This window comes from Flavobacterium resistens, assembly GCF_900182645.1.
In the GTDB taxonomy this organism is placed as follows: Bacteria; Bacteroidota; Bacteroidia; order Flavobacteriales; family Flavobacteriaceae; genus Flavobacterium; species Flavobacterium resistens.
Genome location: NZ_FXTA01000001.1, coordinates 820,754 through 836,912, shown reverse-complemented (window position 1 = coordinate 836,912; position 16,159 = coordinate 820,754). Strand labels below are relative to the sequence as shown.

The following is a 16,159-nucleotide window of genomic DNA, read 5'->3' as shown; positions in this document are numbered from 1 at the left end:
AATCTTAATTCAAAAGGCTATTTTGAATTAAGATTTTAAAAAATATTACATATTTCTGAATAATTTACGAAACCACTTCTTCTAGATTTTTATCAAAAGTGCGTTTTCCGAAAATTGTTTCTAAGTCATCTTTAAAAATAACTTCTTTTTCTATTAAGATATCAGCAAGCTGATTCAATTTGTCTTTGTTTTCCTCAAGAATTTGAATAGCTCTTTGGTATTGGCCTTCAATTAATTCTGAGATTTCAGCATCGATAATTTTTGCAGTTTCATCAGAATATGGTTTTGAGAAATTGTATTCACTTTGTCCTGTTGAATCGTAATAAGTAACATTTCCGATTTTATCATTTAAACCATAAATAGTTACCATCGCACGAGCTTGACGTGTTACTTTTTCTAAATCGCTTAATGCTCCCGTTGAAATTCGGTCAAAAGTTACTTTTTCAGCAGCTCTACCGCCCATTGTAGCACACATTTCGTCTAACATTTGATCTGTTCTTACGATTTGTCTTTCTTCTGGAAGGTACCATGCAGCTCCTAAACTTTGTCCACGAGGAACGATTGTTACTTTAATAAGTGGAGCAGCGTGCTCTAACATCCAGCTTACAGTTGCGTGACCCGCTTCGTGAATTGCAATTGCTCTTTTTTCGTCTGGAGTAATGATTTTATTTTTCTTTTCAAGACCACCAATGATTCTATCAACTGCATCAAGGAAATCTTGTTTGTCAACAGCATCTTTATTGTTACGAGCAGCAATTAATGCAGCTTCGTTACATACATTTGCGATATCTGCACCAGAGAATCCTGGAGTTTGTTTTGCTAAGAAATCAAGATCTAAACCTTCAACTTTTTTGATTGGTTTCAAGTGAACTTGGAAAATTTCAGCTCTTTCGCGAATGTCTGGTAAATCAACAAAAATTTGTCTGTCAAAACGTCCAGCACGCATTAATGCTTTATCAAGAACATCAGCTCTGTTTGTTGCAGCTAAAACAATTACGTTTGAGTTTGTACCAAAACCATCCATTTCTGTCAATAATTGGTTCAAAGTATTTTCTCTCTCGTCGTTTCCTCCAGACATATTACTTTTTCCTCTTGCTCTACCAACAGCATCAATCTCATCAATAAAAATAATTGCTGGAGATTTTTCTTTTGCTTGTTTGAATAAGTCACGTACACGAGATGCACCAACCCCTACGAACATTTCAACGAAATCAGAACCTGATAAAGAGAAGAAAGGTACTTGAGCTTCTCCTGCAACTGCTTTTGCAAGCAAAGTTTTACCAGTTCCCGGAGGTCCTACAAGTAAAGCTCCTTTTGGAATTTTACCTCCAAGATTCGTATATTTTTCTGGATTTTTAAGGAATTCAACGATTTCCTGAATTTCTTCTTTTGCACCTTCTAAACCTGCAACATCTTTAAATGTTGTTTTGATATCTGTTTTTTCATCAAAAAGCTTTGCTTTAGATTTTCCGATATTGAAAATCTGTCCGCCTCCGCCAGCGCCTCCGCCAGACATTTTACGCATAATGAAAATCCATACACCAATAATGATAATGATAGGAAGTAGGCTGATTAAAATATCACTCCAATTGTTTTTTTGAAGAAAATTAAAATCTTTCAGTTTTCCTTCACCAACCGCTTTTTCAAGTTTGGTTTGGAAAATCTGATCGTTACCGATTTCTAAGGTATAATGAGGTCCTTTGTTTGGATTTTTAAAAATATCTTTTGAAACCTTTTCGTTTGCTTTGTCTTTTAATGCAGCAGCAGTAAGGTATACTTCAGCTTCAGCTTTATTATAAACGATAACTTTTTCAATTTGTCCTTTTTCTAAAAGCGTATTGAATTTAGAAGAAGTCAATTGAGCAGGTTCGCTTAAGTTAGATCCTCCGGTTGCAAAACTTATAAATAAAAAAACTAAAAGTATTGCGGTATATATTAACCAAGGACTTATTTTAAATTTATTCGGATTTGGATTATTATCTTTAGCCATTAGAAAATTTTTTCTTTAGTATTTGTTTTCGATTGTAGTTATTTTGGCGTCACCCCAAAGGCTTTCGATATTATAGTATTCACGAATGTGTTTTTGGAAAACATGTACCACGATATGCACATAATCCATCAGAACCCATTCCGCGTTATCGGTTCCTTCTACGTGCCAGGGTTTATCTTTTAAGTCTTTAGATACTGTTTTTTGAATTGAGTTTACAATGGCGTTAACTTGGGTATTTGAGCTACCGTTGCAAATAACAAAATAGTCGCATACAGCCGTGTCAATTTCTCTTAAGTCAAGAATATCGATATCATTTCCTTTTACTTCCTCAATCCCTTTGATTATGTTCGCCAATAGAACATCATTATTAATAGTCTTTTTCGCCATGAATTATTTTTATGAATTTGTAAAGTTACCAAAATTTGTGATTATTTTTGAACCTTAACAAAATATTAAATTAAGTTAATTTAAATTACCTGAATGAAACTAATCAAACTCGATGCCATAGATTCTACAAATGACTTTCTAAAAGCAATATCAAGCAAGGATGATTTGGATAATTTTACTGTGGTAACGGCTGAAAATCAGACAAAAGGAAAGGGGCAAATGGGCTCGAAGTGGCAGTCGGAATCAGGTAAAAACTTAATTATGAGTGCCTTGATAAAGGATTTCATGTTTGACAACGAACAGTTTTTTAATTTAAGTTTAATAGTTTCATTAAGTGTTATTGAAGCCCTGAAATCATTAAATATTCCTGATTTAAGTATAAAATGGCCAAACGACATTATGTCATACAATAAAAAAATTGGTGGCATACTAATTGAAAACACCATCAAAAGTGATGGCAGAATCGTGTCAGTTGTTGGCTTGGGTCTGAATGTTAATCAGACTAATTTTGATGAATTGCCAAATGCCTCTTCTTTGGCCGTAATTTTAGGAAAACCTCTTGATAAGACAGTATTGCCTGAATTGATTATCGAAAAAATCAAAGAAAAAATCAATTCCTGGGAAACCTCAGCATCTGTTTTTTGGAGTGAATATTATAATACATTGTTCCGAAAAGGTATTCCAATGCCATTTAAAAATCTTAATTCTGATAATTTTGGACAAAATTTCATGGGAATTATCCAAGGTGTTTCATCAACTGGAAAATTGCAAGTTTTGCTTGAAGATGATTCAGTTTCAGAATTTGAGATTAAAGAAATTCAGATGCTTTATTAAAAAAGGCGCTTAGTTTCTAAGATGCTACCCCGATAGCTATCTGGACTAAGGTTTTCCTAATGAAACCGCTTAACTTGGGTTGATTATTGTTTTTGCTTTTGGCTCTATTTTTCTGTTCCAGTAAATGATATAGAATGTGCCTAAAATTGATGGCATTATCCATGCAATTAAACTGCCAATTCCTAATCCGGCAACTATGTAGGCTGTAATTGAAGCGATTAAAGCGCCAACCATTTTTCCAATGTGTTTTGAAAGCCAATTTCTATTGGTTTCTGAAAAATTTCTGAAAAAGATAAAATCCTTTACGGTCATGAAAAGCCCAAATCCGCCGAAAAATGTGAATAATATTCCGTTTGAAATGTTGTTTAGCTGACAGTATAAACCAATTGAAATCATTATTATAGAAAAGAAAAGCATAGTTCCCGAGATTATTCTGTCCAATAAATCAGCTTTCGTTTTTGTTTTAAAACTCAAAGCTCTGTTTCCTGAAATAACTAAATAGATTGTAAATAATCCGATAAGGAATAAAAAGATATTTTGATGTTTTGGCATCCAGCAAATTGGCAGTGAAATTAAGGAGCTGGTTATCATTCCGATGGAAAATAATTTTCCCATTCTTTTATGAAGTTTTCCGCCTTTTTTAACAACGATACTTCCAATTCCTGTAATTAGTCCAATTCCGCCAAAAAAAGCATGAATGTAAATTAAAATCGTAATAGCTGGTTCCATTTTGATATGTTTTAGTTTGATGATTCAAACTTCGATCAATATTTCAATGGAGAATAATTTTTGTTTCTGAACTGTAATTTTTTACGGATGAAGTGTTTTTTTTGGAAGGTTCTAAGATGCTAAGATTCTAAGGTTCTAAGTTTTTTAGCTATACTGGGAAATAAATCTCCTTAATCTGCAAGATCTGCGTGAAACAAAAAAATGCCCGATTTTAATCGGGCATTTCATTTATAATTCACAATTAATAATTCACCATTATTAAAGTTTATTCATATTGTTAGCAAGAGTTTCGATAAACTTGCTGATTGGTCCTTTGATCATCATGGCCATCATCGCATTGAATTCACCTTCAAAAAATAACTGAACCGCACTTTCTGAATCAGAAATACTATCAATATTTGAAGTCAAAGTAAACGGAAGTTTATCACTCGCAGCACCTAAAACAATTTTGTTTGGAGCCACTTTGTCTTTCATTTTTAATTTGATTTCCGGCATACCTTTCAATCCAAAAATAAAAGCGTCTTCGCCAGTCACTTCAAATTTAGCAATGTTATCCGGCATTAATTTTTCAAAATTCTTTACGTCAGTCAGTTGGTCAAATAAATCCTGAGCTGATTTCTGAACTGTAACTTTTGGACTTTCTAAGTTCATATTAAATTTGTTTTTTATTTGTTTTAAAGAATGACAACAAATTAAATTCCAAAATTTTAAATCGTAAATTCTAAAAATCAGAAATCGACGATTTAAAACCTGAATTTATTCCTGTCCCCAAGTTGATGGACTTGCGTTCCATTCAAGTAAGGTAGATTGTTGATCTTCTGTTATATATTGTTTTTGAACGGCCAAATCAAGAAGATTTTCGTAGTTGCTTAATGTGAATAAATCAATATTAGCTTCTTTAAAATTTTCTTCGGCAACACTAAAACCGTATGTGAAAATTGCAGCCATACCTTTAATGTTTGCACCTTCACTTCTTAAAGCTTCAACAGCCATCAAACTGCTTTTTCCGGTACTAATCAAATCTTCAACAACAACAACATTTTGTCCTTTTTGTAAAAAACCTTCAACTTGGTTTTGTCTTCCGTGTTTTTTTGGCTCCGGACGCACATATACGAAAGGAAGACCTAAACTTTCGGCAACCAAAATTCCAACACCAATGGCTCCGGTAGCAACACCAGCAATTACATCAGGCTTTCCAAATTGTTTTTCAATGTTTTTAGCAAATTCATCACGAACATAGTTTCTGATGCTCGGAAATGAAAGAATTAACCTATTATCACAGTAAATAGGAGATTTCCAACCAGAAGCCCACGTAAAAGGATTTTCGGGATTCAATTTAATTGCATTTATTTGCAAAAGCAATTCGGCTGTTTTTTCGGCAGTATCTTTATTAAAAATCATAATACAAATGTATAAAGTTTTTGTAAACGACAAACCACTTTTTTTGACAAATGAAATCTCGAAAGAAACAGATTTCCAATTGTTCTTGTTGGAGAGTATTGATATCGAACAGCTTATCATAAAAATTTTTCAAAATAAAATTCAAAAAGCTATTCTTTATCATCCAGATGAAAGTGAGATCATGAAGACCCTTAAAGCCAAAATTCCGGTTAACAAAGCCGGTGGAGGTTTTGTATACAATAAGAAAGGAGAGGTTTTATTTATTTTCAGAAACGGAAAATGGGACCTTCCAAAAGGCGGAATCGAGAAGGGCGAGGACATTGAAGCCACAGCAATGCGTGAGGTAGAGGAGGAGACAGGGGTAAACAAGCTTCGTATTACGAATAAACTTCAAAAGACCTATCATATCTTTAAACGTAACGGAAAATACAAACTTAAAATTACGCATTGGTTTGAAATGCAATCTGATTTTGAGGGAACACCACACGGACAACTTGAAGAAGGAATAGAAAAAGTTGCCTGGCTAAACCCAGAACAAATCAAGGAAGCGCTTAAAAACTCCTATGAAAATATTAAATTATTGTTTCAAGAAGAAAATCGCGCTTCGGTAGATATTAAAAAAAAAGAAGAAAATTTAGAATCTTAAATTCCTAAACAAAAAGCTACAAAAAAGCCCGGTAACAAATGTTATTGGGCTTTTTTAATATCTTAAAATGTTAAAGACTCATAAAAAGAGCTATTCATATTTATATGAAATTTCAGTTCGTGAGTTAACATCAACGATTCCGTTAGTTGTTGCCGTACGTAAGACAGTCTGTTTCTCCATTTGATTTTTGTCATTCATGTTATAAATGAACTTTGTGATATCTGTTTGTTTATCAGGATTTATCGGGTTTCTAAAAGTAGTCAAATATTCAGAAATCAAGTTTTCAGAAATCCCAGTTAAAATAGAATTACCAGGATGTAAACGACATAAAAAACTATTTAGCTTCCATTCTTTTCCAAAAATGAATTGATTGATCTGAAGTTCATTTTTTAAATTGCTATACTTGTAATTTACAGAAGTACCTTTACTATTTTTATTAAATTCAGAAGCCTCTGTGAGATTGCCATTTTCATATGTAAAAATGTAGCTATAGTCGCTATTTGCTATTGTTTTTTTGATAATATTATAGTTTGCATCGACGAAAAACTCGATTGTTTCGGAGTATCCTGATTGGGATTTAAATGCACGAAGTATTCTATCTGAAAGATATGTAAAGGTATATTTAAAAGCACTTAAATTAAGATCAACGTTACCTGGAATCTGGTTGTATTCAATTATTCTGCCTTTATCATCGTATGTGTATGTTGTTGTTTTTAAAACTTTGCCAATGTCTACATTTTCAACTACTTTAGAAACTAATCCTTTTTCATTATAAGTATATTCATCGCCAAAATCAGAGTTTTCATATTTAATATTTATCAATTTATTGTCATCAAAATTGTAAACTTTATGTATCCATAATTCATTATCCAGATATTGATTTTCCTCAATACTAATAAGTTTACTTTTAATTTCAGAATTACCCAATTCTTCATTCGAGCATGAAATCATGCAAAGTCCAATAAGTAATATTGCTATTTTTTTCATTTTACTTTTTGTTTACGTTATATTTTATAAGTACAAAAAGCTTGAAAAGGTTGCGTTGCGGTTGATGATTAAAATTTGAAGTTTAAATAGTTGGGCGTGCCACCATCCCGATAAAAGGGCTAATTCTCTTTGCGCGTATTCGCCCTTTTATCGGGATGCTGTTATAATCGGAAAAACCAAAAGTAAGGTTTTACGAAGCCAAAAGTATCAAAAAAAACTAAAAGCCAATACATTTGTATTGGCTTTTAGTTATCCTCTTATTTTTATGGTATAATGCTCTTCTAGACCAGCAGTTATTTGTTCTATATGATCAATCATCAAAGGTTTTTCATCTAAGCCAAACTCATTGATTAGATCACGATTATTTACTGGGTCATTTATTCTATATAAACGCAAATTGTTTTGGATTTGATCTCTAGTTGCATGCGAGGCATTTTCCACTTCTATTGTAAGATGTAATGTAATTTTCATATGTATGTTTTTTAAGTATATACTAAAAATATATAAAAGTTTAGTCAATTGGTAAAAAAAATTAAAAACCGATACATTGTATCGGCTTTTAAATACAGTTTAATCATTGTGTAAATCGTCTTTCGTTCCAACCAAGTTTTCCTTCTTCTGAATCCATTTTCCCTAAGCGATGTTCTTTACTTTCTTGCTGATATACTTTAGGTTTTGGTTTATTCCTGTACATAACTAAGTAATAATAATCTAATTTGCTGTTCTCACGCAATTGTAGACCACCGCTTACATGTTCATATCTAAAATTCAGGTAAATCAACACTTTTGCTAATTCAAGAGTATTGTCCTTGCCTAGACACCAGTACAATAAATTTCCTTGCTCTAGTAAGATTTTAAGTGCTTTATAACCTCGTGAAGTTGTTTTTAACCGAGATGATGCAAGTATATATGCATCAACCTCTAATTCTTGTGATGATGTCATGATCGTAATTTTTTGAACAGTAAAATTACGTTAGATTTTAATTGTCAATTAAGAAATGTATGTGCTAAATTGGAACAAAAATATATTTATTTTTTTTAGGTGGCATTTTCCTTGTTGGTAATTATAGTATGGACGTAGCTTATAATCATAGTAAGTAAAAATGAAAATATAAATATATTATGAATAAAAAATATTGTGTTAGCAATTTTGCTTTTTGGGACTAAATTACTAGTAATGAAAATATTCATCGAATACGGTAGTACGTTTTTATAAGACCAAAATTTATTTGAATTAATTTCATCGATAGCCTTGTTTTTTCTAACTTCTAAATCTTTAAGATTAGCTATTTCACTAATAAGTAAATTCTTTAAGTTAATATAATCAATATCTGCATTCACAGATAACAAGAAAGATCCATTTTTCTTATAAATATTAAAACAGTTTATTGGTTCTGGTGGGTGTTTACCACCTCTGTCTATCGTTCTGAATGTCGAAATTACAATATAGTTTGACAAAATAAACATTTGATTTTCGCTTATCTTTTCTTGTGTTAGATTTATAAAATCTTTTTCATTTTTAATTAAATCATTAAGAACTCTTTGTTTAACAATGTTAGATTTTCCATAAATTTTCCTAACCAGCAGATATTGATTTGATTTTTCAGATTGTAATATGTCTTGTTCAATTTTTAAATTATTTGGATTTGAGTTAAGTAAGAAAGTATAACAAAAAGGGAAGACAACAAAATGAAAAAAAACGAAAATAGAAATAAGAAGATACAGTATATTTTTCTTAATTAGGTATAGATAAATAAATGCTCCTGCGAGTGCAACGAAGACAATAATAATCATTATGTCAAATATATACTCTTCACCTTCTTGTTTTGTATAAATAATATAAGGCAAAGTAGTTGCTAAACCTATCATTGCCATTATTAAACTAAGGATAGGTTCTATAGCTTTCAGTCTGTTGTGAATTGAATTCATTTTTTAACTATTTGTACGAAATTATCTTTTTAAATTGAATCTGCATAAAATCTTTTCTTTTATTTTGAATTAAAACTAATTATTTAAATCTTTTGCGCAACTAAAAATACAGCAAAGCCAGCGTTAGAAGACTTATTGTCATCCAACGCTGGCTTTGTGCTAAATTAAATTACTCTGAGAAAGTATTAATTTGTTGGAGGACTTTTTTAAGTTCCGTCCCCTGAAACTATCTTTTTAAAAACTCTTCAATTTCCCTATCTAGCATAATTGAAGCGATACAATGTCCTTTATTTTTCCATTGGCTGAAGTCAATTGCATACAGGATGTAATACAATAGTAAACCTGACCATGAGAGTGTTTTTTCTATTTTCTTCTTTCCTATACAGCTAGACAATGTTTCACCAAAGCGTCCAAACGCATATCCGCCTGTTGAAAAAATTAGCGTCCAAAAGTCACTAAACAAATAATTTGCAAAAACATCAATCTTAAATGCCTTTGTAAACTTTCTTTTTGATATTACTTTAAACCATTTTCTCTTACGAACATTTATAAATAAAGATGTTAATTCATCCAAAATGTAAATAATTACAAAAAGGATTAACGCTATAATTGACAGTAAAAAACCCATTATTGAAGATTTAAGATAATAAGTTCTTTCACCGTCATCGGCTCCATACCAAAAACCTGATTATTAAAAACAGTCAAGATTGCAGGATCAGTCTCAGAATCAAAAGCGTTTATTAATTCATCTTTATATCCTGTTCGCAAATATGCTTGATAAATCACACCGTATTTTGCATATAGCATGGCATATAATTTCGGGTTTTGAGCATTTAACCATTCATCAGCCGAATAACGTTCCTCTTTTAAGATTTTACGCTGTTTTTGACTTGAAAAACCACTAATCGTTTCAGTTCCGTCTCCAACAAAAACAGGTTGCAAACTGAAATAATAAGGCTGTAACTTTTTAGTATACGCAATTTCACCCGCCCAATCATAATAGTGAATGGATTTACCCATACCAAGGAAAATATTATTGTATGTCGTTTCTTCGAATGTGAAATCACCTAGAATTTTTTCATATATAATACGAACCGCCTCGCGTCCGCTTTTATCATAGTATGATTTTGAAACCTTACAGCCTTTCATGTTGTAATCCGGTTCCTGAGCATATAAAAATGGTAAACAGTCAAAGCTAATGTCTGTACTCATGTTTCCCATTGTTTGAAATTTCTCTAAGTAGTATTCAATAACTATTTTTGCACTCATATTTTTTTAAGTCGTTTCTACGTATTTAATATTAAAAATGTCTAACATCTTTGTTCTAAATTGTATTTTAAGATTGTTAGGAAATGATGTTGTCAAGGTTATACTTCCTTTAAGTACACCATTGGCATAACTTGATAATATTCGAGTTGAAGCGTTGTAACGATACTCAATAATTACATGTGTATTCCAAAATTCTATAAAACCTGTACCGCTAAATAAAAATGCATTTGAAGGAGTATATGCACCAGCCTCTAAGTAAGAAGTTGAATTACCGACAAACACATGACGCATTTGTAATGCATTATTTGTGACATCCAAAAAACATAAATTCATAAAAGCATCTACACCAGTATTTGGAACTTGATTGTTGGTAAGGTTTCCATAGTAAGGAGAAACACCAACATAGAAGGAAAATCTCCAATTTTTTGTTACATCAAGAGCTTTAGATGATATTGCCTGATTTACAACTGTTACATTTGAAACAATTAAATTAGAATCTACTGACGAAATTGCGCTAGTTAATGAAGGAAAATCACTTGATGAATAATTGTAAACATTTCCTAAAACAATTAGCATTCTGCCCGGAAAGGTTGCACTCAAACCATTATTCAAAATGACATCAAAAAAGCCTTCCGCACTTCCGGTTGTAACATTAACACGAACCTCATTATCACTAATAAACGTTTTGTTGTTGATCGTTTGTCCAACAATTTGAACAGTCATTGATGGTGTAAAAAAAGCGCCTTTTAAAATGAAGTTACCTGTGTTTGTTGGTAAATAACTATCCGGTATTAACATATCTAAATATGGTGCCGGAGCTGTGGCAATAGTGTACATTCTTAAATTACCATTAGCGTCGGCACTTAAAACTTTATTGGTAGGCAATTGTCCATCATTACGAGTATTGGGATAATTGCTCAATGTTAAATCTTTGTTCATCCATAAAGTTACGGCTTCAACATTCGAAGTTGTTATAGCAGGTTGTCCTATTCCAAAACTACGCCCATTTAAAAGCAGCTTAAAAGTACGTCCAGTGTCTGATAATTGATATTCCACAATTTCATTTGAAGCAACAACCAATACGGGATTTAAAGCATTAATGTAAGATACAAAACCAGCAACATCTTGCGTTGTTAAGTTCGCTGATGTAATCGTTTTCAATGTTTGGGTTAACCCAATACTCATATCACCACTGCCTAATAATGAATTCCCATTGATGGTTTTGATATTGTTACCTGAAATCAAAGAAGCTTGTTTTCCTGATAAACCTGTTGTTAATGCATCTACTGCAATCTTCAAACTTTTCCCCATTTCAGCCGTCAAGGCTTTGGTTACACCTCCTGTTGTTAAATCATTAACTAGTATCGTATTAAGTGAAGTTTGCACCACTTCAATTGCATCAACTATCTCCTGAACTGTGTCAAGATTTACATTGTCTGAGGTTAAAAGATTATTAATTGTATTGATTTGATTTTGTAAAATCTTACCCTGTTCTGCTGACAACAAAGCATGTTCACCTCCTGAAATCAAATCATTAGTAATTGTTAAATATTCAGAGGCAATTTTGACAACTTCATTTAAAGGAGCATATCCATTTGCAACACCTCGTTTTGACTTATCTTCTTTTAAATTAAACTGTTCACTATGAGAATTTGGATTTGAAATATGGTCTTCAAAAATTTCATTCTCAACTTTGTTTAATAGAAGTTCATCTATTCCATCCATATCAGTTAAAGAAATTTTTTCGCTTTTATGGCGAAAACTATCCCATGTGTCCCAAAACTGTTGCTGAGTTGGAACAAAACCGGTTTTGAACCAGTTTTTAATTGTGTTTAAAGCTGTTATTGCCATTATCCTTTGTATATAATAAAATGTACAATTCTGTACGGATTCATAATGCTAAATGGTTGATCTCCACCTATTGTATTTGTATTGGCTTCTTCAAATTGCTGGAAAGGAAAATCGTCTGATGCGGTTCTGTAACCACGTCCTGCTTTAGCCTTCATATATTTAAAGAAATGGCTTGGCAATTCACCGATAGACAGTGTTTTTGATTTCGAACCGTTTGCACTTCCTAAATTGGCAAAATCAGGATCATCAGGATTTAAACCGACTGGCATTCGTCCACGCAAGTTTACATATTCTTCCCATCCGGCTGGAATTTCTGCCAATGGTCTGCCCCAAATAGCAATTAAGCCTAATGGGATATTACTTGGTTTTGCTTCGAGTATTGCGATTCTTGAAATCAATGAGTCTAAAGCTGTTTGAGTTGCTTTTTCTGCTAATGCTTTAGGAATATTTTTAGTTTCAAAACCTCGCTTAAAATCAGCCCACGGATACTGCGTTGTTGCACTTCCAAATTGGGCATGCCTGATAAATTTTACTTCGTGTGAGTTACCATCTTCAAATTCGAGAGACTGTTTTGTTTCAACAATTATAACATTTGTTGTCGGCACACCTCCCTTAAAAGGTAGAGGTTCGCCATTAATAAAAACCACACCATCCGAAATACCGTTTCCGTTCGCCTCGCAACCTTGTATAATTGAAAAATTCCCAACAATCCAGCCAAAGGCTTTAAACAGCTCATAGGCTGTCTGCATATCTGCTAGAATATCAGTTTCAAATGGAAATCCAACACTTTGATTAAAATTGAATCTATTCATATTGGGTAAATTTTATATCGTTTTGATGCCAGTTTGTAAAAAACAATTAAGGCATCTAATTGATGTTTTGATTGATTAATAATTTCAGACGGAACATAGACGTTAAAATCTGCTCCTGTATTTAGGTATTCGGCATTTTGATAAATGAACATTTTACCTAAAAACACAGGCTTTTTTTCTGCTCTTGTATAAATGTATTTTCGTCTGAAGGAATTTCCTTCGTCAATGTAGATCCGTCTAAGTGAAGGGTCTAGATTGTCGTTAAGCACTTTCCTTAAATAACAGACCTGTCCGGTATGTTTAAGTTTGTACCAATCACTTAACCTTTTTACTTTCCATTGATAGTGAAGGTTTGAAATAGGCAATACGAGTGAATTTAGATAAGCTATAAGACCCTTTTTCCTTAGAAAAGTTGGTGTTAAAAGCAATACCAGTTTTTCAAAATTTATATTAAACCACATAGCTTACAGAATCAAAGTTTACAATTTCAAAATATCCGGCAATTGGTATCGTCTTTATATTAATTGGTGTAAACTCTGTATATTGCGAGGTCAAAACATCGTAATAACTTGAAGTTGCTGTAACTATATGTGCATTGATTACACCTGATACAGACCTTAATTTTTCTATAAGGTCGTTTATTACTAACTCACCATCAAAAGGCAGGGATTTCATGTAACTTTTGATTTCAGCTTCAACTGGCTTTCCACCATTTAATATACTGCTGCCGTTTTCATCAAGTACCAAAACATCCCTGTAAATTATCATGTTTAGAAGCAATTTATCTGCTGGATTGTTAACGACGGCTATTTTTACACCTGCGTACTTAATCTCATTTAAGTATTCTGTAAAACTTGCTATTTGTGTATTATCTAAAGGCGTTAAGAAATCGCTTTCCTCGCTTGCAACTTTTATGATTAGTCTGTTGCTTTCTGTAGATTCTTTCACAGAACAGTATTTTATAATTTTAGATGCTTCAATGGCATCATCATTAAATCCGGTATTATCAAACTGATCACTATCAGCTATTAAATCAAATCCGTACTGAAATGCTAACGACATGTTTCTATACCATCTCGGTGTTCCTGATTTCTGCTCGTAAATTGCAGTGTCAATTTCTTTTTTGTGATTATCAAAAACTACTTCAAGCGCCCATATTGAAAACGAGATTACATGAGCATATAAACGATATATAGCTACTTTACTGGTCGAATTTAAAGCTGATAACGTTTCATCTGAAGCAACCCGATCTAAAATTTCTTTTTGTATTAATTCGATTTGTCTTGCCATTTTATCCTACTATAAAATCATTTTGGATTATCATAAAACCAATTCCGGTTGGTCGAACCTCTAAAGTATCGATACCGCCTGTAGCGACTACCTGTTCTTTTACTGCTAAATAATCAACCAGTTCAGGAAACACTAAAGGGCTTTTTACAACTTCTATTTTTTGTGCTGGCTCGATATTATCGGTGATCGACATTCCATTTAATAATGCTAATTCAAAAACGGTCAAAACATTGCCATTCTCCTGAATAGCAATGTCAAATAAGTTTTGATTATGAAGTACGGTTAATTGCATGTTTTCTTAAGGTTCTGTTTTCTCGTTTGAGTTCAATAATTTCCTGCTGTTGAAGCTTAATTTTTCTGTCTTTTAGCTTTAGTTCTTCTTCCAACTGTAAAATTTTACGATTCATAAGATCTTCAAACTCTTTGTATCTTGTTTCATACCTGTTTTTCAGATCGTCTAAAATTTCTTTATAATGACCTGATAACTTAATATCATTATCAATTGCAGTGGACTCAGCATTTTCTTGGGCTTGTAATACTTCTACTTTATATTTGCTTTTTGCAAAAAGGAAAGTAAAATAACCTGTGCCACCTATGGCAGTTAGAATTGAAGAGATATAAACTAAAATATTATCCATTTAAACATCATTTAAAAACTGATTAAACTTTTCTTTAACTGCCGAAAATTGTGATGCATTTATTAATGTTGTAGTATTTCCAGCTCCGGCACTTGTAGTTACAACAAAACTCATATTTTCAACTGCTGTTATTAATTCAGCAATTAAACTTTTGAGCGTTTCATTCTCTTTTTTTAATAAAAAGCCTTTTTCAGAAACTTTAAATTGTACTGCTTTTATATTCAGATCTAAACTTTCTATATCTGAATAAGTTTCGATGTACAACCTTTTAAGATCTTCATTAATCGGGCTGACTAAAACAGAACTTCCAACCACTGGAAACAAAAAAAACTTATTTTCTTTTCCATCAATGATAGAGCATAATTGTACGTCTGTATATTCAATCTCGTCATCAGAAACAATACATGTACCTTGCGTTTTATTTACTGAAATCACTGTTACTGGAAAAGTGTCTACATCTCTTTTTTTAAGTTTTCTTAAAGCGTCTTGTAGTTCCTTTTTCATTATAAACGATTTCCAATTGTTACTTTTCTTCTTGCGCCTCCTGTACTTAATGTTGTCACAACTTTTTTAATAAAATAATTGCCTTCACGGTTTTGGTGGTCACTATCAATAAATTTGGCTTTCATTCCTCTTGTTGCATAGGGAATTAAAAAACTTGTAATATCACCATCAAAGCCATCGTATTTAAGCTTTTCAATTTCAGCTAATGCCATTTCTTCAAGTTTTTTCAAATCCGAAATCACAGAAGTATGGTATTCTCGTTGCTCGCCATCAGGATCACCAACCTCAATACTTTGACGCTTATTTTTTGTATCTATATAAGTGTATTTGATCTTTATTTTCCGATCATCTTTACTCTTAAATTCTAGATTATTTTCAACAAGGTTATAATTCAAATCGTAAACAACTGTTTGCCCAATGTTCGTTAATTGTTGTAAGCCACAATAAAGTTTTCCTTCATCTGTAATGAAAACAGACATCAAAAGATCTTTTTTTAAACTTTCTAAAACTTGTGCACCATTTGCATTCCTTATAATCCATTTATTAAGTTGAACAGCCGGAATACGATCGGCAAGTTTCACAGGAGTGTCTTTAACTACCTCCTGTAAAATTTCCTTCATTGTGGTTTTTTCCCAAGTTTTAGTAATTTTTTTTCTTCTTAAAAGCCAAATAGCGTCTTCACAATGAATTTCGAGAGGAACTTTAGGACTTATCTTTTTTACAAATCCGGTAAATTCGACACCTGAATATTTACCTTCATATCCTAAAGTGATTGTTACTGGATCGCCAACCTTAATTGCATTTTCAGTAAACTTTTGTTCGCCATTCTGTTTTACTTTAAATCGTGTAGGAAGCTTAATAACTGCGGTATCTCCCATTTCCTCAACTGATT

The 16,159-nt window shown here is 32.2% G+C and carries 21 protein-coding genes; 2 read left to right on the top strand and 19 right to left on the bottom strand.

What is annotated here, in order from left to right; genetic code table 11:
- Window positions 1-64: 64 nt before the first annotated feature.
- Window positions 65-1,990: an ATP-dependent zinc metalloprotease FtsH gene (gene ftsH, locus FN795_RS03600; protein WP_035648406.1), complete on the bottom strand. Its 1,926-nt coding sequence runs from the start codon at window positions 1,988-1,990 to the stop codon at window positions 65-67.
- Window positions 1,991-2,005: 15 nt separating this feature from the next.
- Window positions 2,006-2,377 (bottom strand): ribosome silencing factor, encoded by a 372-nt coding sequence (rsfS, locus tag FN795_RS03595; protein WP_007809313.1) that lies wholly within the window; start codon window positions 2,375-2,377, stop codon window positions 2,006-2,008.
- Between the two features lie 93 nt (window positions 2,378-2,470).
- On the opposite strand from rsfS, the gene FN795_RS03590 reads away from it, so the two are divergent.
- Window positions 2,471-3,211: a biotin--[acetyl-CoA-carboxylase] ligase gene (locus tag FN795_RS03590; protein WP_142449411.1), complete on the top strand. Its 741-nt coding sequence runs from the start codon at window positions 2,471-2,473 to the stop codon at window positions 3,209-3,211.
- A 69-nt stretch (window positions 3,212-3,280) separates the two neighbouring features.
- On the opposite strand, the gene FN795_RS03585 is transcribed toward FN795_RS03590, so the two are convergent.
- From FN795_RS03585 to pyrE, 3 genes are all read right to left on the bottom strand, one after another.
- Window positions 3,281-3,940 carry a hypothetical protein gene (locus tag FN795_RS03585; RefSeq protein ID WP_142449410.1) on the bottom strand — a complete coding sequence of 220 codons (660 nt, stop codon included), beginning with the start codon at window positions 3,938-3,940 and terminating at the stop codon, window positions 3,281-3,283.
- A 258-nt stretch (window positions 3,941-4,198) separates the two neighbouring features.
- A complete protein-coding gene (locus FN795_RS03580) occupies window positions 4,199-4,591 on the bottom strand; it encodes a hypothetical protein (RefSeq protein ID WP_035648399.1) in 393 nt (130 codons plus the stop codon).
- A 105-nt stretch (window positions 4,592-4,696) separates the two neighbouring features.
- Entirely contained in the window at window positions 4,697-5,341 is a 645-nt protein-coding gene (gene pyrE / locus FN795_RS03575) for an orotate phosphoribosyltransferase (protein ID WP_142449409.1), read from the bottom strand.
- Window positions 5,342-5,348: 7 nt separating this feature from the next.
- Here pyrE and FN795_RS03570 point away from each other — a divergent pair, with 7 nt between their 5' ends.
- Entirely contained in the window at window positions 5,349-5,987 is a 639-nt protein-coding gene (locus tag FN795_RS03570; RefSeq protein ID WP_142449408.1) for an NUDIX hydrolase, read from the top strand.
- Between the two features lie 90 nt (window positions 5,988-6,077).
- Here the strand turns inward: FN795_RS03570 and FN795_RS03565 are convergent, their stop codons facing one another.
- The 14 genes from FN795_RS03565 to FN795_RS03500 form a co-directional block, all read right to left on the bottom strand.
- A complete protein-coding gene (locus FN795_RS03565) occupies window positions 6,078-6,974 on the bottom strand; it encodes a hypothetical protein (RefSeq protein WP_142449407.1) in 897 nt (298 codons plus the stop codon).
- 249 nt (window positions 6,975-7,223) lie between these two features.
- Window positions 7,224-7,445 carry a hypothetical protein gene (locus FN795_RS03560; RefSeq protein ID WP_142449406.1) on the bottom strand — a complete coding sequence of 74 codons (222 nt, stop codon included), beginning with the start codon at window positions 7,443-7,445 and terminating at the stop codon, window positions 7,224-7,226.
- A gap of 103 nt (window positions 7,446-7,548) precedes the next feature.
- Window positions 7,549-7,917 (bottom strand): hypothetical protein, encoded by a 369-nt coding sequence (locus tag FN795_RS03555; protein ID WP_142449405.1) that lies wholly within the window; start codon window positions 7,915-7,917, stop codon window positions 7,549-7,551.
- A 95-nt stretch (window positions 7,918-8,012) separates the two neighbouring features.
- Entirely contained in the window at window positions 8,013-8,903 is an 891-nt protein-coding gene (locus FN795_RS03550; protein WP_142449404.1) for a hypothetical protein, read from the bottom strand.
- 226 nt (window positions 8,904-9,129) lie between these two features.
- The gene (locus tag FN795_RS03545; protein ID WP_142449403.1) at window positions 9,130-9,531 is read right to left on the bottom strand and encodes a hypothetical protein; all 402 of its coding nucleotides are present in this window, start codon (window positions 9,529-9,531) and stop codon (window positions 9,130-9,132) included.
- Window positions 9,531-10,172, bottom strand: a complete 642-nt coding sequence (locus FN795_RS03540) for a hypothetical protein (RefSeq protein WP_142449402.1) — start codon at window positions 10,170-10,172, stop codon at window positions 9,531-9,533. The genes FN795_RS03545 and FN795_RS03540 overlap by 1 nt, the downstream gene beginning before the upstream one ends.
- 6 nt (window positions 10,173-10,178) lie before the next feature.
- Complete coding sequence (locus FN795_RS03535) at window positions 10,179-12,023, bottom strand: hypothetical protein (RefSeq protein WP_142449401.1); 1,845 nt, start codon at window positions 12,021-12,023, stop codon at window positions 10,179-10,181.
- Complete coding sequence (locus tag FN795_RS03530; RefSeq protein ID WP_142449400.1) at window positions 12,023-12,835, bottom strand: hypothetical protein; 813 nt, start codon at window positions 12,833-12,835, stop codon at window positions 12,023-12,025. The genes FN795_RS03535 and FN795_RS03530 overlap by 1 nt, the downstream gene beginning before the upstream one ends.
- Window positions 12,832-13,200 (bottom strand): hypothetical protein, encoded by a 369-nt coding sequence (locus FN795_RS03525; protein ID WP_244289938.1) that lies wholly within the window; start codon window positions 13,198-13,200, stop codon window positions 12,832-12,834. The genes FN795_RS03530 and FN795_RS03525 overlap by 4 nt, the downstream gene beginning before the upstream one ends.
- Before the next feature lie 85 nt (window positions 13,201-13,285).
- The gene (locus FN795_RS03520; RefSeq protein ID WP_142449398.1) at window positions 13,286-14,125 is read right to left on the bottom strand and encodes a nucleotidyltransferase; all 840 of its coding nucleotides are present in this window, start codon (window positions 14,123-14,125) and stop codon (window positions 13,286-13,288) included.
- 1 nt (window position 14,126) lies between these two features.
- Window positions 14,127-14,417, bottom strand: coding sequence for a hypothetical protein (locus FN795_RS03515; RefSeq protein ID WP_142449397.1), 291 nt, complete (start codon window positions 14,415-14,417; stop codon window positions 14,127-14,129).
- Window positions 14,395-14,763 (bottom strand): hypothetical protein, encoded by a 369-nt coding sequence (locus FN795_RS03510; RefSeq protein WP_142449396.1) that lies wholly within the window; start codon window positions 14,761-14,763, stop codon window positions 14,395-14,397. Before FN795_RS03510 ends, FN795_RS03515 begins: the two co-directional genes overlap by 23 nt.
- Window positions 14,764-15,267 carry a hypothetical protein gene (locus tag FN795_RS03505; RefSeq protein WP_142449395.1) on the bottom strand — a complete coding sequence of 168 codons (504 nt, stop codon included), beginning with the start codon at window positions 15,265-15,267 and terminating at the stop codon, window positions 14,764-14,766.
- A complete protein-coding gene (locus tag FN795_RS03500) occupies window positions 15,267-16,145 on the bottom strand; it encodes a DUF3568 domain-containing protein (RefSeq protein WP_244289937.1) in 879 nt (292 codons plus the stop codon). Before FN795_RS03500 ends, FN795_RS03505 begins: the two co-directional genes overlap by 1 nt.
- Window positions 16,146-16,159: the final 14 nt, after the last annotated feature.